The 17,695-nt window shown below is 73.8% G+C and carries 11 protein-coding genes; 3 read left to right on the top strand and 8 right to left on the bottom strand.

The features are described 5' to 3' along the window. Positions 1-56: 56 nt before the first annotated feature. From CHF16_RS17390 to CHF16_RS17365, 6 genes are all read right to left on the bottom strand, one after another. Positions 57-2,030 carry a SpoIIE family protein phosphatase gene (locus CHF16_RS17390; RefSeq protein ID WP_089327094.1) on the bottom strand — a complete coding sequence of 658 codons (1,974 nt, stop codon included), beginning with the start codon at positions 2,028-2,030 and terminating at the stop codon, positions 57-59. 125 nt (positions 2,031-2,155) lie between these two features. After that, positions 2,156-2,965: an ANTAR domain-containing response regulator gene (locus CHF16_RS17385; protein WP_245868684.1), complete on the bottom strand. Its 810-nt coding sequence runs from the start codon at positions 2,963-2,965 to the stop codon at positions 2,156-2,158. A gap of 157 nt (positions 2,966-3,122) precedes the next feature. After that, the gene (locus CHF16_RS17380) at positions 3,123-3,521 is read right to left on the bottom strand and encodes a CBS domain-containing protein (RefSeq protein ID WP_245868681.1); all 399 of its coding nucleotides are present in this window, start codon (positions 3,519-3,521) and stop codon (positions 3,123-3,125) included. Positions 3,522-3,730: 209 nt separating this feature from the next. Continuing rightward, positions 3,731-4,099: an SSI family serine proteinase inhibitor gene (locus CHF16_RS17375; RefSeq protein ID WP_179271565.1), complete on the bottom strand. Its 369-nt coding sequence runs from the start codon at positions 4,097-4,099 to the stop codon at positions 3,731-3,733. A 185-nt stretch (positions 4,100-4,284) separates the two neighbouring features. Next, positions 4,285-4,971 (bottom strand): sigma-70 family RNA polymerase sigma factor, encoded by a 687-nt coding sequence (locus tag CHF16_RS17370; RefSeq protein WP_089327166.1) that lies wholly within the window; start codon positions 4,969-4,971, stop codon positions 4,285-4,287. Between the two features lie 655 nt (positions 4,972-5,626). Beyond that, positions 5,627-8,791, bottom strand: a complete 3,165-nt coding sequence (locus CHF16_RS17365; protein WP_089327090.1) for a M14 family metallopeptidase — start codon at positions 8,789-8,791, stop codon at positions 5,627-5,629. Between the two features lie 378 nt (positions 8,792-9,169). Between CHF16_RS17365 and CHF16_RS17360 the strand changes: the two genes are divergently transcribed. The 3 genes from CHF16_RS17360 (at position 9,170) to CHF16_RS17350 (ending at position 14,586) form a co-directional block, all read left to right on the top strand. Next, positions 9,170-11,536, top strand: a complete 2,367-nt coding sequence (locus tag CHF16_RS17360) for a SpoIIE family protein phosphatase (protein WP_089327089.1) — start codon at positions 9,170-9,172, stop codon at positions 11,534-11,536. A gap of 104 nt (positions 11,537-11,640) precedes the next feature. Continuing rightward, positions 11,641-12,498, top strand: coding sequence for a hypothetical protein (locus CHF16_RS17355; protein WP_143228021.1), 858 nt, complete (start codon positions 11,641-11,643; stop codon positions 12,496-12,498). A 960-nt stretch (positions 12,499-13,458) separates the two neighbouring features. Then, on the top strand, positions 13,459-14,586 hold the full coding sequence (locus tag CHF16_RS17350; RefSeq protein WP_089327087.1) for a hypothetical protein: 1,128 nt from the start codon (positions 13,459-13,461) through the stop codon (positions 14,584-14,586). A gap of 36 nt (positions 14,587-14,622) precedes the next feature. On the opposite strand, the gene CHF16_RS17345 is transcribed toward CHF16_RS17350, so the two are convergent. Next, positions 14,623-15,498 carry a hypothetical protein gene (locus tag CHF16_RS17345; protein ID WP_089327086.1) on the bottom strand — a complete coding sequence of 292 codons (876 nt, stop codon included), beginning with the start codon at positions 15,496-15,498 and terminating at the stop codon, positions 14,623-14,625. A gap of 109 nt (positions 15,499-15,607) precedes the next feature. Continuing rightward, on the bottom strand, positions 15,608-17,332 hold the full coding sequence (locus CHF16_RS41870) for a sporulation protein (protein WP_089327085.1): 1,725 nt from the start codon (positions 17,330-17,332) through the stop codon (positions 15,608-15,610). Between the last annotated feature and the right edge of the window lie 363 nt (positions 17,333-17,695).

Genomic DNA, 17,695 nt, shown 5'->3' with positions numbered 1-17,695 from the left:
TCCAGGCCGGGGCAGTCCAGGACGGGGCAGTCCAGGACGGGGCAGTCCAGGCCGGGTCAGTCCAGGGTGGGCTGCTCGACCCGCAGCGCGAGCATCGACACGTCGTCGCGCAGGTCGCCGTCGCAGAAGTCGAGCAGCGCCTGCTCCACCCCGGCGAGCATGCCCTCCGGGGTGTCGCCGGCGTGCCCGGCGAGCGCCTCCAGCAGCCGCTCCTGGCCGAACTCCTGCCGCGTCATGTCGCACGCCTCCAGCACCCCGTCGGAGTGCAGGATCAGCGTGTCGCCGACGGCGAGGTCGATGGTGTCCAGCCCGGCCTCGAAGTCCTCGAACAGGCCCAGCGGGACGCCGCCCCGCGACGCCGACCTGATCACCCCGTCGGCGCGCACCACGATCGCCGGCGGATGCCCGGCGGTGCCCAGCGACACGACGATCCGCTCCGTCTCCAGCGTCAGCCCGGCCATCACGGCCGTGACGAACCGGTCCTCCTCCAGCAGCGCCTCGTTCACGATGCCGAGGACGTCCCCGGGGGACGACTTCCACCGCGACGCCAGCCGGACGCAGTGCCGCGCCGTCGACGTCACCGCCGCCGCGTCCTCGCCCTTGCCGCACACGTCGCCGAGGACGAGCCCCCAGCCGCTCTCGGTGCGGAACACGTCGTAGAAGTCGCCGCCCACGTCGGAGCCGTGCGTGGACGTCAGGTACTTGGCGGCCACCCGTACGCCCGGGATGGCCGGGAGCCTCTTCGGCAGCAGCCCCGCCTGGAGCGTGTCGGCGACCTCGGCGCGCCGCCGGTACAGCCGCGCCGCGCGGATCACCAGCGCCAGGTACCGGCCGAGCCGCTGCACGACCCCGAGGTCCATCAGGTCGAACGCGCCGTACTCGCCGCTCGCCGCCAGTGTGATCGTTCCAATGGCGCGGTCGCCGTCCTCGATCGGCACGCTCAGCACCGAGGTCGCGCCGATCTTGCCGCAGACGGGCTGGCCGTCCGGGCAGACGCCGAGCACGTCGAGGTTCTCCAGGTGCGGGCGCAGGGCGCTCTGCCGGGTGACGAACACGGTGTGCGGGAGGGTGCCCTGGCCGGGCTCGACCTCCTCCAGCATCCGCGCGGCCTCGACGGAGTGCTCGTCCTCGGGGCCCATCACCACCTGGCGGCGCAGCTCCGGCTTCGCGCTCGCCGCGTGGATGCCGCCCTGCGGCGCGCCGCCCGGCCCGGCGCCCGGGGGGCCGGTCAGGTCGATGAACGCCCAGTCGGCCAGCTCGGCGGCCAGCAGCCGGGCGCAGCGCCGCACCGCCACCGTCTCGTTGAAGACCGGTTCGTCGAGCAGCAGCTCGCTCGCGGTGGCGAGGACGTCCATCCGGTGGACGATCGTCGCCACGGCCTCGTCGTCGGCGGGCGCGTGCTGCGCCGTCCGCGCCCGGCCCCGCGCCTGCGGCCGGCGCGGCTCCTCGTCGTCGACGGGCGTGGTCGTCGGGCCGACCGCCACCACGACCATCGGGTCGGGCTCACCGCGGATCCACACCCGCGCCAGCGTCACCACGGCGTCGACCGGGCGGTCCCGGCCGAGGAAGCGGACGTTGACGCGGCGGCGCCGGCCCGTCCGGACCACGGCGGCCAGCTGCGACCGGACCGCCGCGCGCGTCGCCATGTCGCAGAACGCCGTGAACTGCTTGCCCGACACGTACCCGGACGACGTGCCGAGCAGCATCGCCGCCTGCCGGTTGACGCGGCGGACGCTGGTCGTCCGGTCCAGCAGGAACAGCGGGACGGGGGCGTCCTGGAACACGGTGCGCAGCACCCGGCGCTCGTTCTCCGCCGCGGCCGACCCGCCCTGCTCGCCGGACTGCTCGCCGCCCATCGTGCGCAGCACGGTCAGCGCCAGCTCGAGCTCGACCAGCGCCGCGTCCAGCGTGGCGCGCAGATCGGGCTCCGGGACCCCGGCGGCCTGGCGCAGCTCGCCGATGCGTCCCTCGAGATCCGTGATCTCCCGCGTCAGGGATTCGGGTTCGAGCTGGTCGGGCTGATCGTGCATCTGGTCTCCTTCTCCTCCGCGTCACACGGTGGAACCAGCACGGCTCCCCTCCGGACCGGCCGCGGTCCGCGAAGCCGCTTCGAGCAGCCTATTCGCCTCTCCCGCATGCGTCTGTAAGCACAGCCTTAAGGAAGGCCCTGGTGACCGACGATACGCTGCGCGAGCGCCGTCAGCTTCACATGACGTGTCTGTGAGATACGACGCATCTCGGCGAACGCCTCGTCGGCGTCGCAGCCCAGCGCGTGCATGAGGATGCCCTTGGCCTGGTCGACGATCGCGCGCGCCTCCACGGCCTGCTGGAGCTGGACGGCCGTCCGGTGCACGTCGTCGTACTGCTGGGAGTTGGACACGGCGGCGGTGCCCTGCGCCAGCAGCAGCGCCGCGAGCGCGTGCCGGCCGTGGCCGAGCGCCTTCGGCTGCACCCCGTAGAGGGTCAGCGTGACCAGGACGGGCGGGTTCAGGTGCGGGGTCGTGCTGAAGCAGCGCACCCCGCGGCGCAGCATGTCCGACATCGACTCGGGCCAGCGGGTCTCGGCGAGGATGTCGTCGGAGGTGAGGACCCGGCGCTCGCGTACCACGTCGTAGAGCGGCCCGTGCCCGCGCGAGAGCTGCCGGTCGGTCACCTCGGCGAGATCGGGATGGCTCGCGGCGGCCGCGAGCGGCTCCGGCCGCGCCTCCTCCGCCGCGCGGGCGTCCACGGCGATCTCCGCGTCCCGGTCCGGGGCCTCGGCGGCCGCGGGCCACGCGGTCGCCGCGCCGGCCGCCGGGGGCAGTGCCCACCGGACGCTCGCCGCGCCGGCGCAGCCGGGCACGGCGCGCGCGGCCAGCTCGGTCACCCGGTTCAGGGTGCCGACGTCCGAGGATTCCCCGACCATGCCCAGCCGGGCGATCTCGAGGGCGAGCTGGTCCGTGAGGACCGTTTCGGTGGCCGTCACTCCTCCGAGATTATCCTGGCCGGGCACCTGCGGCGCATGGCCGCGCCCGTGGCGACCCTCGTGGTCCATGGAGCGTCCTAGTCGTCGGGCCTTGTCGGTCGTGGGCCCGGTCGTGGGCCCGGTCGCGGGGCCTGGTTGCCGGGCCGGGTCGTTGGGTTCAGTTGTTGGGCGGCGCCTTGCTGATCTCCCCGAGCGGACCCGTCTCCCCGTTCGCCATCGCGAGGTCGCCGATGGAGACGATGCCCACCAGGCGCTCCTCGGCGTCCACGACCGGGAGCCTGCGCACGGCCTGCTCGCACATCAGCCGCGCCACGGTCCCGGTGTCGTCGTCCGGGCGGACGGTGATCAGCTCCGCCGTGCACACGTCCCCGAGGTGGGTGAGCGCCGTGTTCCGGCTCTCCGCCACCGCGCGGACCACGATGTCGCGGTCGGTCACCACCCCGCACAACCGCCCGGCATAGGTGACGAGCACGTCGCCGATGCCTTCGTCCCGCATCGCGCGGGCCGCCTCGTACAGCGTCGCGTCGAGCGGCAATGACAGGGGGGCCTCCGTCATCACGTCGCTGACCCTTGGTGGCATCGCGCGCACATCCTCCCGAATCGCCCGGCGGCTCGCGTGTCCCGTGAGCGCGCCTTACCCAGGGTCGGCGCGCCTATTCGGACAGTTGGGGACGAGCCGACATTTCGTGTCGTTTCGCGTGGTCAGCAGCGTTGTGGTCAGAAGCGTCCGTAGTGGGAAGCGTCCGTAGTGGGAAGCATCCGCGGTCAGAAGGCGAACACCGTGCCGGTCCGCGACCACATGGCGCAGTCGTTGCCGTACTCGGCCCGGAACCGCACCGGTTTTCCGCGCCACTTACCGTCAGCGCGCGCGACGACCGGCGCGTGGACGGCGGTGCACATCCGGCCGTCCGGCGGGTGCTCGAACCTCCCCCCGGACGCCTTCAGCTCGGCGCACGCCCGGGCCGCCGAGGGATGCGCGCCTGCGGGCGGATCGCACCGCAGCGTGACGGCCCGCGTCCCGGACGTGTCGCGCCCGGGATGGGTGAGCGTGAGCCGCAGCGACGAATCCGAAGGGACGGCGGGCACGAGGGCGATCACCGCACCGGCGATGACCCCCGTCAGGAGGTTCGACACGAAAGCCTCCGAATGGTCGAGGGGACTCTCCACTCAGAGTAGCGAACCGACAACGTTCTGTAGGTGGAAACAAGTGATCCCGCAGCCACGGGGCAGCTGCGGGACCACGTTTTTTCCGATCATCGCGAATTGCGAAATCGAGCAATTGCGATCGCGTGCAGTGGCGATCCGGTGCGACTCGGGAGTCAGGCCGCGAGGGTGTGCGCGGCGCGGCGGTGGCCAGCGAGGGACTCGCGGAGCTGCTTGCGTCCGCGGTGCAGCCGGGACATCACCGTGCCGATGGGGGTGCCCATCATCTCGGCGATCTCCTTGTAGGCGTAGCCCTCGACGTCGGCCAGGTAGACGGCGTCGCGGAAGTCCTTCGGCAGGGCGCGCAGCGCGTCGATGACCTGCGAGTCGGGGATGCGGTCGAGGGCCTCGGACTCGGCGGACCGGAAACCGGAGCTGTGCGCCTCGGTCTGCGCGAGCTGCCACTCCTCCAGCTCCTCGGAGCCGGCGCGCTGGGGCTCGCGCTGCTTCTTGCGGTAGGTGTTGATGAAGTTGTTGGTGAGGATCCGGTGCAGCCAGGCCTTGAGGTTCGTGCCCTCCTGGAACTGGTGGAAGTTCACGTAGGCCTTGGCCAGGGTCTCCTGGACGAGGTCCTCGGCGTCGGCGGAGTTGCGGGTCATCCGGACGGCGCTCGCGTACAGCGGGTCGGCCAGCGGAAGCACGTCCTGCTCGTAGCGCCGGGTGCTGTCGATGTTCGTGGTGCTCCTCTTCGCGCGCGCGCCGTCGCCGGCGGCGCTCGCGGTGTTCTTGACGGTGCTCTTAACGGCGGTGTCGCTCTTGGTACCGGCGCCGCTCTCGACGCCGGCGCCGCCCTTGATGCTCATGGTGTGGATCGTGCGGCTGGCGTCGCGGCCGTTGTCGCGGACAGTGGTGACAGCGGTCATCGTCGCTCCCCGTGGTAGGGCCCCGTGTGAGAAGGGCCGGTTGCATGGCGCGTGGTCGGGGGCACGCGCGGACCGGGCGGATGAAACCGCCCCCCGTTGAGTGGTACGTGCCACCGTTCCCGGCGGGTTCGGAGAAGGTCCCCGGTCCCGCGCGGAGGCCGGGCCGGAGGTTCTGCGCGGGTCGGCGGTGCCAGGGCGACCCCGGTGGTCCGGGACGTCGCGGGCGATGCTCGATCAGGCGCTTGACCACCCGCCGGTGGTCTTCCTGCCAGGTAAGACGCGTGGAAGGGTCCAAAAGGTTGCCTCGGATCGAGGTGTCGCTCATCACATCCGCGTGGCGTGTCGGCGAACCCGCGATGAACCCTTGGTATAAGGCGCGCCGACGCCGGGCTATTCCCACCTGTCCCGAAAGGGGCGGCCCCCGCCCAGAGCGTCGAGCGTCCGGGACGAGGGCCGCGTTCGTGGGCGTATGCGGATTGCGGGCGTATGCGGACCGTGGGATGCGGACCGTGGGATGCGGACCGTGGGATGCGGATCGTGGGTGTATGCGGAGTGGGTCTATGCGGAGTGGGTCTATGCGGAGTGGGTGTTGCGGTCAGTCGAGCAGGTGGCGCAGGGCCTTGGTGATCAGGGTCCGGGCGCCGGGGGACTGCTCGATGCCGAAGCCGAGCAGGACGGTGTCCCGGGTCGCCACCGCGGACACGGAGTCGATCAGGGCCTGCGACCGGACGTACTCGGCGCCGTTGCCGGGGCTGCCGGCGGGGGCGCCCTGGATCGTCCACGGGCCGAGCCCGGCCTCGAACCCTTCGGCGTCGGGCTGGCCGCCGGACGTGGTCAGCCGGGTGTCGTCGATGAACACCCCGGTCCCGCCGGTGGCGGGGTCGCTGACGTAGGAGATGGACACCTCGACCTTCTTGCCCGCGTAGGCGGACAGGTCGAACGCGGCCGGGACCCAGCCGTTGGAGTTGCCGGTGAAGGCGTTCCACTGGCCGGACGTCCCGGTGTTGCCGCAGGGGTTGCCGCCGGTGAGGTAGTGGGTGAGGAAGGGATGCATGTCCAGGTAGTAGCCCTGCTCGCACTGCTCGGGGACGGCGGTGCTCGTCCGGCCGTTCTTGTCGGGCAGCGTGGTCCAGTCCTCGGCTCCGGCGGTGTGCGCCTCGACGATGATGTTGTCGAAGCCCGTCTCGGTGCTGTAGGAGAGCTGGGCCTGCAGGGTCGGGGCCTGGGCCGCGGTGATCGACGAGAGGTCGATCGTGCGGGTCAGGCGGCGGTAGGCGCCGTCCTGGTGCGGGCCGGCGACGTACCACTGGCCCTCGACGGGCTCGGTGGGCGCGGCGGCGCCGGTGTAGTCCCCGGCCTTCCAACTGGTGAACTGCGGGAACTCCGCCTTGGGCAGGACGGTCGAGGTGACCTGGAACCCGCCGGCCTCGTTCACCGGGTTGGTCGCGGTGCCGCCGAGCGCGGACGTGACTCCGGAGAACGGGTCCCTGGTTCCGGTGAAGCCGGTGGGCGCGCCCACGCGCTGCCTGTCGTAGGCCCCCATGTAGTACTGGAGGAAGTCGTCCGACAGGAGCTCGCAGTCGTCCCGGAAGTTGCCGGTGACCACGCACGGCTTCTCGGGATGGCCCTTCAGGCCGTAGTAGATGCCGCCTCCGTTGAGCCGGCTGATCGGGCCGTAGTAACCGGTCGTCTCGCCGGTGTGGAGGAGCTTGCCGCCCTCGTTCAGGTACGAGCGGACCGACAGGACGAGGTCCTTCTCGCGGTCGGCCACCTGCGAGTCCGGGGCGTTGCCGATGTAGGTCTTCACCGGGTCGTCGGCCGGGTCCTGGGTGAGGCGGTTGTCGCCGAGGTACCAGACGACGGCCTTGAAGTGCTTCAGGACGCCGAGGTCGTGCGGGACGCCGTCCCTGTCGATGTCCCAGACGAGCGGCCGGTGCCCCGCCGCCTTGACGAGGTCGGCGTACTGGCCGGTGTACCGGGGTGCCTTGGCGGGGTAGACGGGGTTGATCCCGGTGTAGTCCTCGTCCGCGACGATCAGGACGTCCGCCTTGTGCTGGTCGCGGACGGTGTAGGTGAAGTGCTTGCTCTCCACCTGCTTGTGGCCCTTCCGGCCGGTGAACCACACCTCGATCCGGTCGCCGGGCCGCTGCCGGTCGATCGTGCCCCGGTACTCGGCGTAGTAGATCCTGCCGTCGCGGCCGAACCGCTCGCCGCCGCGCCATTCGCGCACGTGCCCGTGCCGCACCCGGCCCCCGTTGACCCGGTAGCGCAGCTCCTTGTTCTTCAGTGACCTGCGGATCACGGACGCGACCTCCTGCGACGACCCGTACGACGTCGCGAACGCGTCGGTCTCGAAGTCGGGCGCGGTGCGTCCCACGGGGGACACCGGCTCGTCCGGCGTGTGCGCGGACCTGCCGACCGACAGCGCGAACGGCAGGTTCTTGCGGAACTCCCGCTCGATCAGCGCCTCGTCGTCCGGGAACTCGAAGTCGCTGCCGCAGTCGCCGGGCTCCCAGGCGTCGTCCGGGTCCTCGTCGGCGGCGGTCGTGCAGGTCGCCATCTCCGGCGTGATCGCGAGGCTGCCGTAGGCGCCGTCGACCTGGCCGTCGGTCTCGCCGTTGGTCGTGTAGAGCTGGGCGCCCAGCTCGGGCGTGTAGCCGGGGACGGCGGGGTGGTCGATGTCTCCGAGCAGGGCGTCGTGGATCGCGTCGTCCGGGCTGCGGGTGAGGGCCTGCCAGCCCACGCCGTGCAGCAGCAGTTCCGCCGCCGAGTGGTAGTTGATCAGGTACTTCGGGCGGACGCGCTTGTAGAGGTCGAGCTGCGCGCGCGTCTCCGGCTCGGACGCCGGCGCCTTGCCGCGGAACGTCTGGCTGGCCGGCAGGGGCGAGGAGCCCTCGTTGTCGTAGCCCCACTTGAAGGGGAAGTTGCGGTTGAGGTCGATGCCGTCCGCGCCGGTGATCTGGCCGTCGCCGTTGTTGTCGCGGACGTTCTTGCGCCACAGCCGGAAGCCGTCCTGGAACGTCAGGTCGTAGCCGTCGACGTTGACGACGGGGACGAACCACAGCTCGGTCGTGTCGATGACCTTGGTGAGCGCCGCGTCCGTGCCGTACCCGCCGACGTAGTGGTGCAGCAGCCGGCGGACCATCTCCGGGGTGATCCACTCGCGGGCGTGCTGCGCGGCCTGGTAGACGACGACGGGCCGCTTGCCGTGCCCGCGCCGCTCCTTGCCCGCGACCCGCACGGCGGTGATCGGCTGCCCCTTGATGGACGTGCCGATGTCCACGGCCTTCGCGATGGACGGGTGGTCGGCCGCGACCTTGAGCAGCTCCTCGCGGATGTTGCCCGGCCCGCTGTAGGGGCGGAAGACCTTCTGCGCGGCGGCCTTAGTGCGCGCGCGGGCGTCCTTAGCCGCGGTGAGGTCGAGACCCCGCGCGTTGAGGGCGGCGGCTTCGGTGCCGCTCATGACGACCTCGACGTGTACCCGGTCCTTCTGCGCGCTCTTGGAGAAGCGGACGTCCTCCCGGTCGAGGGCGGCGCCTGTCAGCACCTTCACCTGGTCGGGGGTCAGCTCGGCGGTGTAGACGCCCACGGCCGGGCCGGACGCCGCCGGGCCCGGTGCCGCGTCGGTGAGGGCCGCGTGGGCCGGTGCTGCGTGGGCCGGTGCTGCGTGGGCGGGCGCCGCGACGAGCGTCCCTAACAGGAGCGCGGCGGTGGCGGCGATGGGCGTGAGTCTTCGACGCCGGAACGATGTGCGCGGCATTGCGCCTCCTGGCAGGGATCACAACGGGGGTTGCGCGATCGTCTGCCGGAGGGCAAAGGGTGTCAATGGGGCAAAAGTTGCCTAAGCCCGCATTCGGCCACTGAATTACTGTGCGCGGTGCATTCCGGCCATGCTGGCCACCTCCGGTCCGGGCGGGCATCTTGGCGGAGACGTCCATTTGTGCTCGCCGATCCCCTGCGGCTCCGTCCTGGCCCGACGCCCGAATCCAGCGTGCTCGAAGCCCTTCGGCAAGCGAGGCGGGCGCTCATCCAGAGCATTTCTGCTGAGTTGCAGCGCACTCGTCTTACAGCAGGTAACGTCCCCTTTACCAGGCGTCGCCGGGGACTTCGGGTGCACCGCGCCCGGAAGGGGGACAGCATGGTCATCGCAGACCTGCTGGGAGTGGCGAAGATGGCCGCCATCACGCTGAACGAGCACGGCCACATCAGCCACTGGGACGACACCGCCGCCGAGCTGTTCGGGGTCGGGGCACCACGCGCACTGGGCCGCCCGCCCGCCGCGCTGCTGCGGCTGCCGTCCGAGCACCGCGGCGCCTTCGAACCGGAGACGTTCGGGCACGTCTGGTGCGGCTCCTGCACCCTGCCGCGGGTCGACACCGGCGAACCCGCCGAGGTCGCCTGGTGGGTGTACCCCATCGACCGGGCGCCCGGTGAGCGCGGCGTCAGCGTGCTGGCGCTGGCCGCCGACCTGTACCGGCTCCGCCGCAACGGGATCAGCATCACCGTCGGCGACCTGCTGCTCTCGCCGCCGGAGGGCCCGGCCCCGGCCCGCCGCCCGGCCACCCGGCTGCTGCGCGTCGAGCCCGCCCTCGCCGCGCCGTCCGGCGACGGCGACGGCGCCGCCGAGACCTTCACCGGACGGCTCGCCGGACTGCTGCCCGCGCTCGACCCGGCCGCCGCGGAGAAGATCACCTCCCGGGTCGCGGGGCTCGGCTGCCCGGCCGTCGCGCTCGGGCTGACGGTCCGGCTGCCGGTCGTCCCGCACGCCGGGGGGCCGCCGGCCGTCCCGGCGCCGCGGCCCGCCGCCCAGGCCCGCCGGCGACGGTCCGCGGGCGGCGACGTTCCCGCCGCCTGGGAGCCCCTCGCCTACCTCGGCGAGGCCGGCGCGCAGATCGGCAGCTCCCTCGACCACCTGCACGCCGCCCGGACGCTCGCCCAGGTCATCGTCCCGCGGCTCGCCGACTTCGCCGCCGTCGAACTCCTCGAACGCGTCGTCGCCGACTCGGCCCCGCCCGCCGACGACGTCGACGAGACCACCCCGATGCGCCGCGTCGCCGTCGCCCACAACGACGACCATGGGCGCTGGGACGACGCCGTCCGCGAGGGGGAGCCGCTGTTCCTGCCGTCCGGCACACCGTTCGTCCAGGCCATGCGGACCGGGCGCCCCGTGCACATCCGGCGCGTCGGCCCCGGGCAGGCCGCCCGGCTCGCCATCGCGTTCGGCAACCCGGAGCTGCGCGGCCTGTTCGCCGGGCGGGCGCTGCTGGTCGTCCCGCTCATCGCGCGCGGCCGCGTCCTCGGCACGTTCAAGCTGCTCCGCAAGCCCGACCGGCCCGGGTTCGGCGACCTCGAACTCGCCATGGTCGACGAGCTCGCCCGCCGCGCCGCGCTGTGCATCGACAACGGGCGGCTCTACCGGCGCGAGGTCCAGGTCGCCGAGAAGCTGCAGCGCAGCATGCTGCCCGACGACCCGCCCGAGGTCGCCGGGGCCCGCGTCCGCTACCGGTACCGCCCGGCCGAGCAGGCCGCGCAGGTCGGCGGCGACTGGTTCGACGCGATCCCGCTGCCCGGCTGCCGGCTCGGCCTCGTCGTCGGGGACGTGATGGGGCACGGCCTCACCGCCGCCGCGATCATGGGGCAGATGCGCACCGCCGTGCGCACCCTCGCCGCCGAGGACATGCGTCCCGACCGGGTGCTGCGCCAGCTCGACGGGCTCGCCCGCCGGCTCGGCGAGGACTACCTCGCCACCTGCCTCTACGCGGTGTACGACCCGGTCGAGCGGCGCTGCACGTTCGCCAACGCGGGGCACGTCCCGCCCGTGCTCGTCTCGCCCGCCGGCGAGAGCCGCGTGCTGGACGTCCCGCCCGGCGTGCCGATCGGCGTCGGCGGCGAGCCGTTCCGGACGATGGAGGTCGACGTCGAGGACGGCTCGCGGCTCGTCCTGTGCACCGACGGGCTCCTCGAACGCCGCGACCGCGACGTCGAGGAGGGCCTGGAGCGGCTGCGCGGGCTGCTCGCCGGGGCGTCCGGCGACCTCGACGGCGCCTGCGACGACCTCCTCGCCGCGCTCGCCGCGCACACCCCCGCCGACGACATCGCGCTCGTCGCGGTCGGCTGCGACGGCATCCCCAAGGACGAGGCCGCCGCCTGGGAGCTCGCCCCGGAGCCGAACAGCGTCCCGTGGATCCGCGCGCAGGTCGCCGCCCGGCTCGCCGGCTGGGGCCTGCACGCCCTCACCGACACCGCGCAGCTGCTCGTCAGCGAGCTCGTCACCAACGCGCTCGTGCACGGCGCCGGGGCTCTCGGCGTCCGCCTGATCAAGGGCCGGACGCTGGTCTGCGAGGTCCACGACGACGGCCACGACCTGCCGCACCTGCGGTACGCCGAGGCCACCGACGAGTCGGGCCGCGGCCTCCAGCTCGTCGGGCACTTCGCCGCCCGCTGGGGCACCCACCGCACCGCCGCGGGCAAGATCGTCTGGTTCGAGCAGCGGCTGCCGCGCTGAGGTGAGGTAGCCGATGTGAGGTAAATGTTCCGTTGCCGCCAGATCCGTTCCGCCGTCCCCATCGGCTCTGATCGAAGGGTGCCGACTACCCCCGGGGGACGAGTTTGGGTGAACATCTGACGCTGCCCGTGCCGGAGACCCTCTACGGAACCTATGCCGTTGCGCTCACCGAACCGCTCGACGACCCCGCGGCCCTCGCCCGCGACCACATCGCGCACCACACCGAGCCGCCGCTGCGCGACCTCGTCCTCGGCATGCTCGGCAGCCCCATGCTCACCCTCGACCAGCGGCCCGCGGACGCCTTCCCGCCGCTGCCCCGCGACCTGCTCGCCGCCTACGGCGCCGCCGCCCCCGACCTGGAGGCGATCACGTCCGCCGCGCACCTGATCGCCGTCCGCGCCGCCTACCCGCCGGGCCGCCCGCCCGCGCACGAATGGGCGTCCCGCGCCGTCGCCGGGGCCCTGGCGGCGATCGCGGGCACCCCGGTGGTGGACGTGTTCACCCCGCGGGTCCTGGCGCCCGAGCACCTGCGGCGCTCCCTGCCCGGCCCGGACGGGACCGTCCGGCTCACCGACTGGATGCTCCTCCCGCACACCGCCGGCCCGGACGGCTTCTTCGTCACCACCAAGGGCCTCGCCCGCTTCGGCCTCCCCGAGCTGCAGACCGAGAACGTCACGCCCGACCTCCTCGAACCCTGGGGCCGCGTCCTCAACGGCCTCGCCCACCGCGTCCTCGACCTGTGGCTGGCCGAACTGCCCGGCGCCGCCCTCACCGCCGACATCCCCGAGACCGTCCCGGTCGGCCTGCGGGACATCGCCGCCGCCCAGGGCACCGGCGACCCGGAGGACCGCGAGGCGCTCGTCCGCCTCCGGCTCGACCCGGGCCCCGTCCTCACCGCCGGCGAACCCGACACCCTCGCCCCCCTCTGCGCCGCCCTCTTCGGCGGCCGACCTTGCCGATGATCTTGATAGGAGCGCAGGATCGACAACGTGAGAATCGGCCCGCGTGACCGCCCCAGCCCCGAGCCAGAGGACTCTTCCGGGGACCCCGTCCAGGTTCCCCATCCGGGAGACGTCCACGTCGCAGGCAAGCGCACGTCCGAATGGGTCCCCCACCCCACTCCGCCCGACCAGGGCGGGGCGCCGCCGCCCGCCCCCGGCGCCGCACCCCCGGCCACGCCGCAGTCGTGGTACCCGGAGGGATCGGGCACCCCGGCACCAGGACGGGACGCCGCGTCCACCACGCCCACCCAGCCGTGGAGGCCCCACGAGACGCCCGCCGCGCCAGCGGCGTCAACGTGGTACCCCCAGCAGCCGGGCCCGGCGCCGTCCCCAGGGCAGGGCCCGCCCGGCACCCCGCCTCCCGACCGCGGCGCCGCCCCTGCGGGAGCCGAGCCGTCATCGTGGTACCCGCAGCAGGCGGGCGGCCGGCCGGCCGCCGACCAGGGCCCTGTCGCCCCTCCGCCGAACCCGGCCGGGGAACAGTCGGCTTCTTCGTCGTCCGGGTCTTCGCCTGGTTGGGCGCCGCCTGGTTCAGGTGCTGCGCCCTTGGAGAGTGAGCGGTCGTCGGGCGGCCCGTCTTGGTATCCGCAAGAGGCAGGTGGCTCGTCAACTGAGCGGGACGGTGCTGCTTCGCCGGTGAACCCGGTGCACGAGGAGTCGGGTTCTTCCTCGTCTGAATCTTCGCCGGGTTGGGCGCCACATGATCCGGGTGCTGTGCCATCGGAAGGCGAGCGCTCGGCGGGCGGCCCGTCGTCTTGGTATTCCGAGCGGGACGGTGCTGCTTCTCCAGTGACGCCTGCGAGCGAGCAGGCGAACTCGGCGAGGCCGCCGTCCTCACAGGAGTGGACGCAAGGCTCCAGCGCCGGCGCGGCGACGTCGTCCCCTGAGCAGGGTGCGGCGGCGTCGACTGGGCAAGAGCCTGTGTCCGGGGCCGAAGCCGAAGGGGAGCGGTCGTCGGGTGGCGAGGCGCTCGGCGGGGCGTCGGCGTCCACGGAGCCTTGGACGCCCTACGAGACCGCCGACGGGGCTGCTGAGGAGCCGCTGACGCCGACGTGGGCGCCGCACGGTTCGGTGCCCTCGGCGGAGCCGGGAGAAGGCACGGCCGCGTGGACGCCTTACGACACCGGTGGTCAGTCGGGCGGCGCGCAGCCGCCGGGGCCGTCGGAGGTCCCGCAGGAGTGGGGCGGCGGCGAGGCGGAGCGGGAGACCAGGCCCGATGTGGTGGCGCGTCCGGGGCAGGACGAGCCGTACCTGCCGGTGAAGGGACTGTCGGCGGAGCCGCCGGTGGGGGCCGTGCCGGCGCCGCGGCCGGGGGACGTGGTCGAGTCCATGGGGCGCGGGGCCATGGCGGACGCTTTCGTCGGGGAGTTCGTCGGCGGGACGACGTGGCGCGCGATGCTGGCGGTGCTGGAGAGCGCCTTCCCCGGACTGGGGATCGCCTCGGCGCTCTCGCGGCGGAGCGATGTGGCGTTGGGCGCGCTCGACAGGAAGGCGGCGACGAGCCTCGGAGTGCCCGCCTGGCTCGACGACGCCGGGATGGTGTTCGACCTCAGCGCGCATCAGGCGAGGCGCCCGGTGCGGTCGCCCATGCCGGGGCGGGCCGCCCCGCCGCGCGCGTCCCGGCCCTACGCGGGCGCGTTCGTCATCGACACGCTCGATCCGCTGCGCTACCACCGCGCGGTCGGCGGGCCGAGGGCGCCGCGCGACCTGTCGGGTGAGGGCGCGCTGCGGGTGCCGCCGGGAGCGGAGGACGACGACGGCGGGGTCGTGGTCGTCGCGAAGCTCACGGAGGCGGGCGTGCGGGTGCTCGACTCGGCGGCGCTGTGGCGGTACGCGGGCAGGGTCGTCACCGGGACGCTGCACGAGCCGGGGCGTCCGGAGACGCGGGCGCGGGTGCGGCGGGCGCTGCGGGCGCTGCGCCAGGTCGTGGTCGTCGACCCGGACCTGCGGCTCGGGCTCTGCCTGCGGATCGACGCGGCGCGCGTGCCGCGCTGCCTGCTGGCCTTCGGGGTGGACGAGGAGGGCGCGGCCCGGTTCGTCCGCCCGTGATCAGTCGTCGGGCCGTGATCAGTCGTCCGGCTGTGATCAGTCGTCGGGGCGCAGCCAGGACAGGTCGCGCTGCCGGTCGGCGGGCAGCTCGCGGATGCGGTCGACGAGCTGCCACGGTTCGGTCGGCGGCGTGCTCTCGTCGTCCGGGAGGACGCCGCACAGCAGCGCGCTCGGCGTGCCCACCGCGACGAACGCGCCGAACTGCGCGATGCCGCCGCCGCGCAGCGACGCCAGCTCGGTGAGCAGCGCGTTGACGGCGGACTCGTCGCGCGGGTCGTAGAGGGCGCGGACGTAGGAGAACAGGTCCTCGGCGAGGACATCGGGGCGCCGTCCCGACATGTGGTACACGGTGCCCCAGTAGGTGCCGGTCGCCTGCGCGGAGCGCTGGTCGCGGATGCGGACGCGCAGCCCGCACTCGGCGGCGCACTTCTCGTACGCCTCCGCCAGCAGCGTCTCGTTCTCGCCCTCCTCGCTGAGCAGGACGCCGGTGACGACGCCCTCCTCGCGGTCCAGCCGGTCGAGCATCTCGCGGTGCAGTTCGAGGACGTCCTGCTCCACCGCGTCGAGGGAGCGGGCCAGAGCGCGCTGGGCGTCGCGGTCGAGGTCGGCGCCGGCCAGCTCGGCGGAGATGTCGCCGAACTGCTTCTCCAGCCGCTCCACCCGCCCGACGGCGGAGTCGAGCCGTTCGAGGATCTCGGTGGGCGGCTCCGGCGGCGGGATGGGGATGCCCGCCGGCTCCGTCGCCTCGTCCACCACCGCCTTGAGGGCCTGGTGGTCCCTGGCGAGGTCGTCCAGCTGCCTGCGCAGCTGCCGCAGCTCCGCCTGGGCGCGAGGGAGCCGTTTGTCGGACGCCAGGTAGAGCTCGCGTCCGGCGATCGCAAGGCAGAGCAGGACCAGGATCACGGTGGTCATGTGACTCCTCGGGAAGCGGCTGCGCCTTCGACGATAACCATCCGTGGCCGGATTGGACGAGATCGCGGCGTATCTCGTCCGAAAGGTCCGGCGAATTCGGTGCGTGCGGTCAGCCGAAGAGCCCGCCGAGCAGCCCGCCGAGGACCTCGGCGGCACCGCCCGCGAGCTCGCCGGCCACGTCGCCCGCGATGTCCCCGGCGACGCCGCCGGCCGCGTCCGCGATCATCCCGCCGGCGACGTTCCCGGCGTATCCGGCGACGGCGTTGCCGAAGGCGTCCACCGGGGCGCCCGCGACGTAGCCGGCCACGTTCGCCGCCTGCCCGGCGGCGTCGCCCATGGCGCCGAAGGCCATGCCGCCCGCGACACCGGCCGCCGCGGCACCGCCGACCAGGCCCGCGGCGGCGATGCCGTGGTGGCCCCGGTGCCCGTGGTGGCCGTGGCGGACGTGCATCGGCGGTGGCGCCGGGTGCCCGTGCGCCGCGGGCGGGTAGGCGGGCGGCGGGCCCGCGTGGCCCGGTGCCGGCGGATACGGGCCGCCGGGCGCCGGAGGCGGCGGACCCTGGGGCGCCGGAGGCGGGGGACCGTGCGGTGACGGAGGCGGCGGGGCACCGTGCGGTGCGGGCGGCGGGGCACCGTGCGGTGCGGGCGGCGGTGCGGAGTGGCCGGGCATGCCGCCAGGGCCCGGCGGCGCGGGAGGCGGAGCACCGTGGTGCGCGGGCGGCGGTCCGGAGGGCCCAGGTGGGAACGCCCCGCCGGGAGGCGGAGGCGGCGGCGGGGTCTGGCCGGGGGCAGGAGCGCCGTACGGCGGCTGACCGGGCGGAGGCGGCGCTCCGGGCCCGGGAGGCATGGCGGCGTGCGCGGGCGCGCCGGGAGGCGGGAACGCGGGGTTCGGCGCACCCCCGTACCCGGGATCGGGGGAGTAGGCGGCCGGTGCCTCGCCGGGGGCGGGCGCCGGGGGCGGGAACTGGGCGTTCCCCGCCTGCCCGTACGGGGCGGCATCACCCGGGGGCGGCGGCGGGAAGGGCGAGCCGCCGGGCGGCGGCAGCGGCGCCCCGGCGGGACCCCCGCCGCCGGGCGCCGACGAGCGCGGCAGCGCGGCGGCGGCCTCCAGCCACTCGCCGATCTTGGCGTTCCAGTCGGTCTCGGCGGCCTCGGCGTGCGCGACCTGGAACACGCCGAACGACTCGTCCTTCGGCGTGTCGCAGTCTTCCGCGCGCAGGACGAAGGCCATGCTGCGCGGGCTGGCGACGAAGCTCAGCCCGACCTTGCCGATCCGCCCCCGGTGCGCGTCCGGCGGGTTGAGGTGGATCTCCTGGTGGAAGGGCAGCTGCTGCGCGACGCCGCGCAGCTTCGACGACTCGAACGTCACATTGGTGATCTGGAAGCCGAGCCGCGCGATCGAGGCGAGCACCCACTGCTGGGACTCCAGCGGCTCGACGGAGATCGGGTCGATGTCGCCCGGGTCGGGCTGCCCGACGGCGTCGACCTCGGTGCACATGCCGATCGTGAAACCGGGCAGCTCGTGCCCGAGGACCGTCGTGAACGGCAGCTCGTACGGCAGCGGGATGGAGAACGCGAGATCGCGCTGCTGCGCCGGTTCGAGCCGGAAGCGGCGGGTGAGCGCGCCCCGGTACACCTCGGGCCCCGCGGTCTCGCCGCCGTGGGGGTTCTGCATGCGCGGCATGAGCGCGAGCGTCACATGCCGGATCTCCACGGGCCCGGGCCCGCCGCGCAGGTGGACCTTGCCCGCCACGACCCCGCCCGGCCTGCAGTTCGGCTCCGCGAGGATCGTGTCGACGGACGGCCCGCCACCCGCCATCTGCCCGTAGGACACCGGCCGTTCCCTTCTCCAGTTCGCGGGGACGTCCTCCCCGCACCAGCCCACCGCGTCCGCCTGGGGCCACGCAAGTTAGACCTACTTCACCATGCCATCGGTTCACCCACGAAGCGGATCTCCGCCCCTATTTCCTCGGTTATTTCCCGCGATCCCCGCCCGCGGCCACCCGCGCCGGACGCACCGCCCCTGCGATCCACGCGGGGGTAGTGCAACGGGGCGAGGGCGAGTGGCGTCGGGACCGGGCAGAGGTGCGGCCGTGGCGGGGTGCCGGGCCTGGCCGCCGCTCACGGTGGTCCGTGAGCGGCGGCCGGGCTTTCCGGCGTGGGTGCGGCCCGCGTGGTGCGGCCGCGTGCCGGGGTG

The organism is Actinomadura meyerae (assembly GCF_900188445.1).
Taxonomy (GTDB): domain Bacteria; phylum Actinomycetota; class Actinomycetes; order Streptosporangiales; family Streptosporangiaceae; genus Spirillospora; species Spirillospora meyerae.
This window is presented reverse-complemented; position numbering and strand designations above follow the sequence as displayed.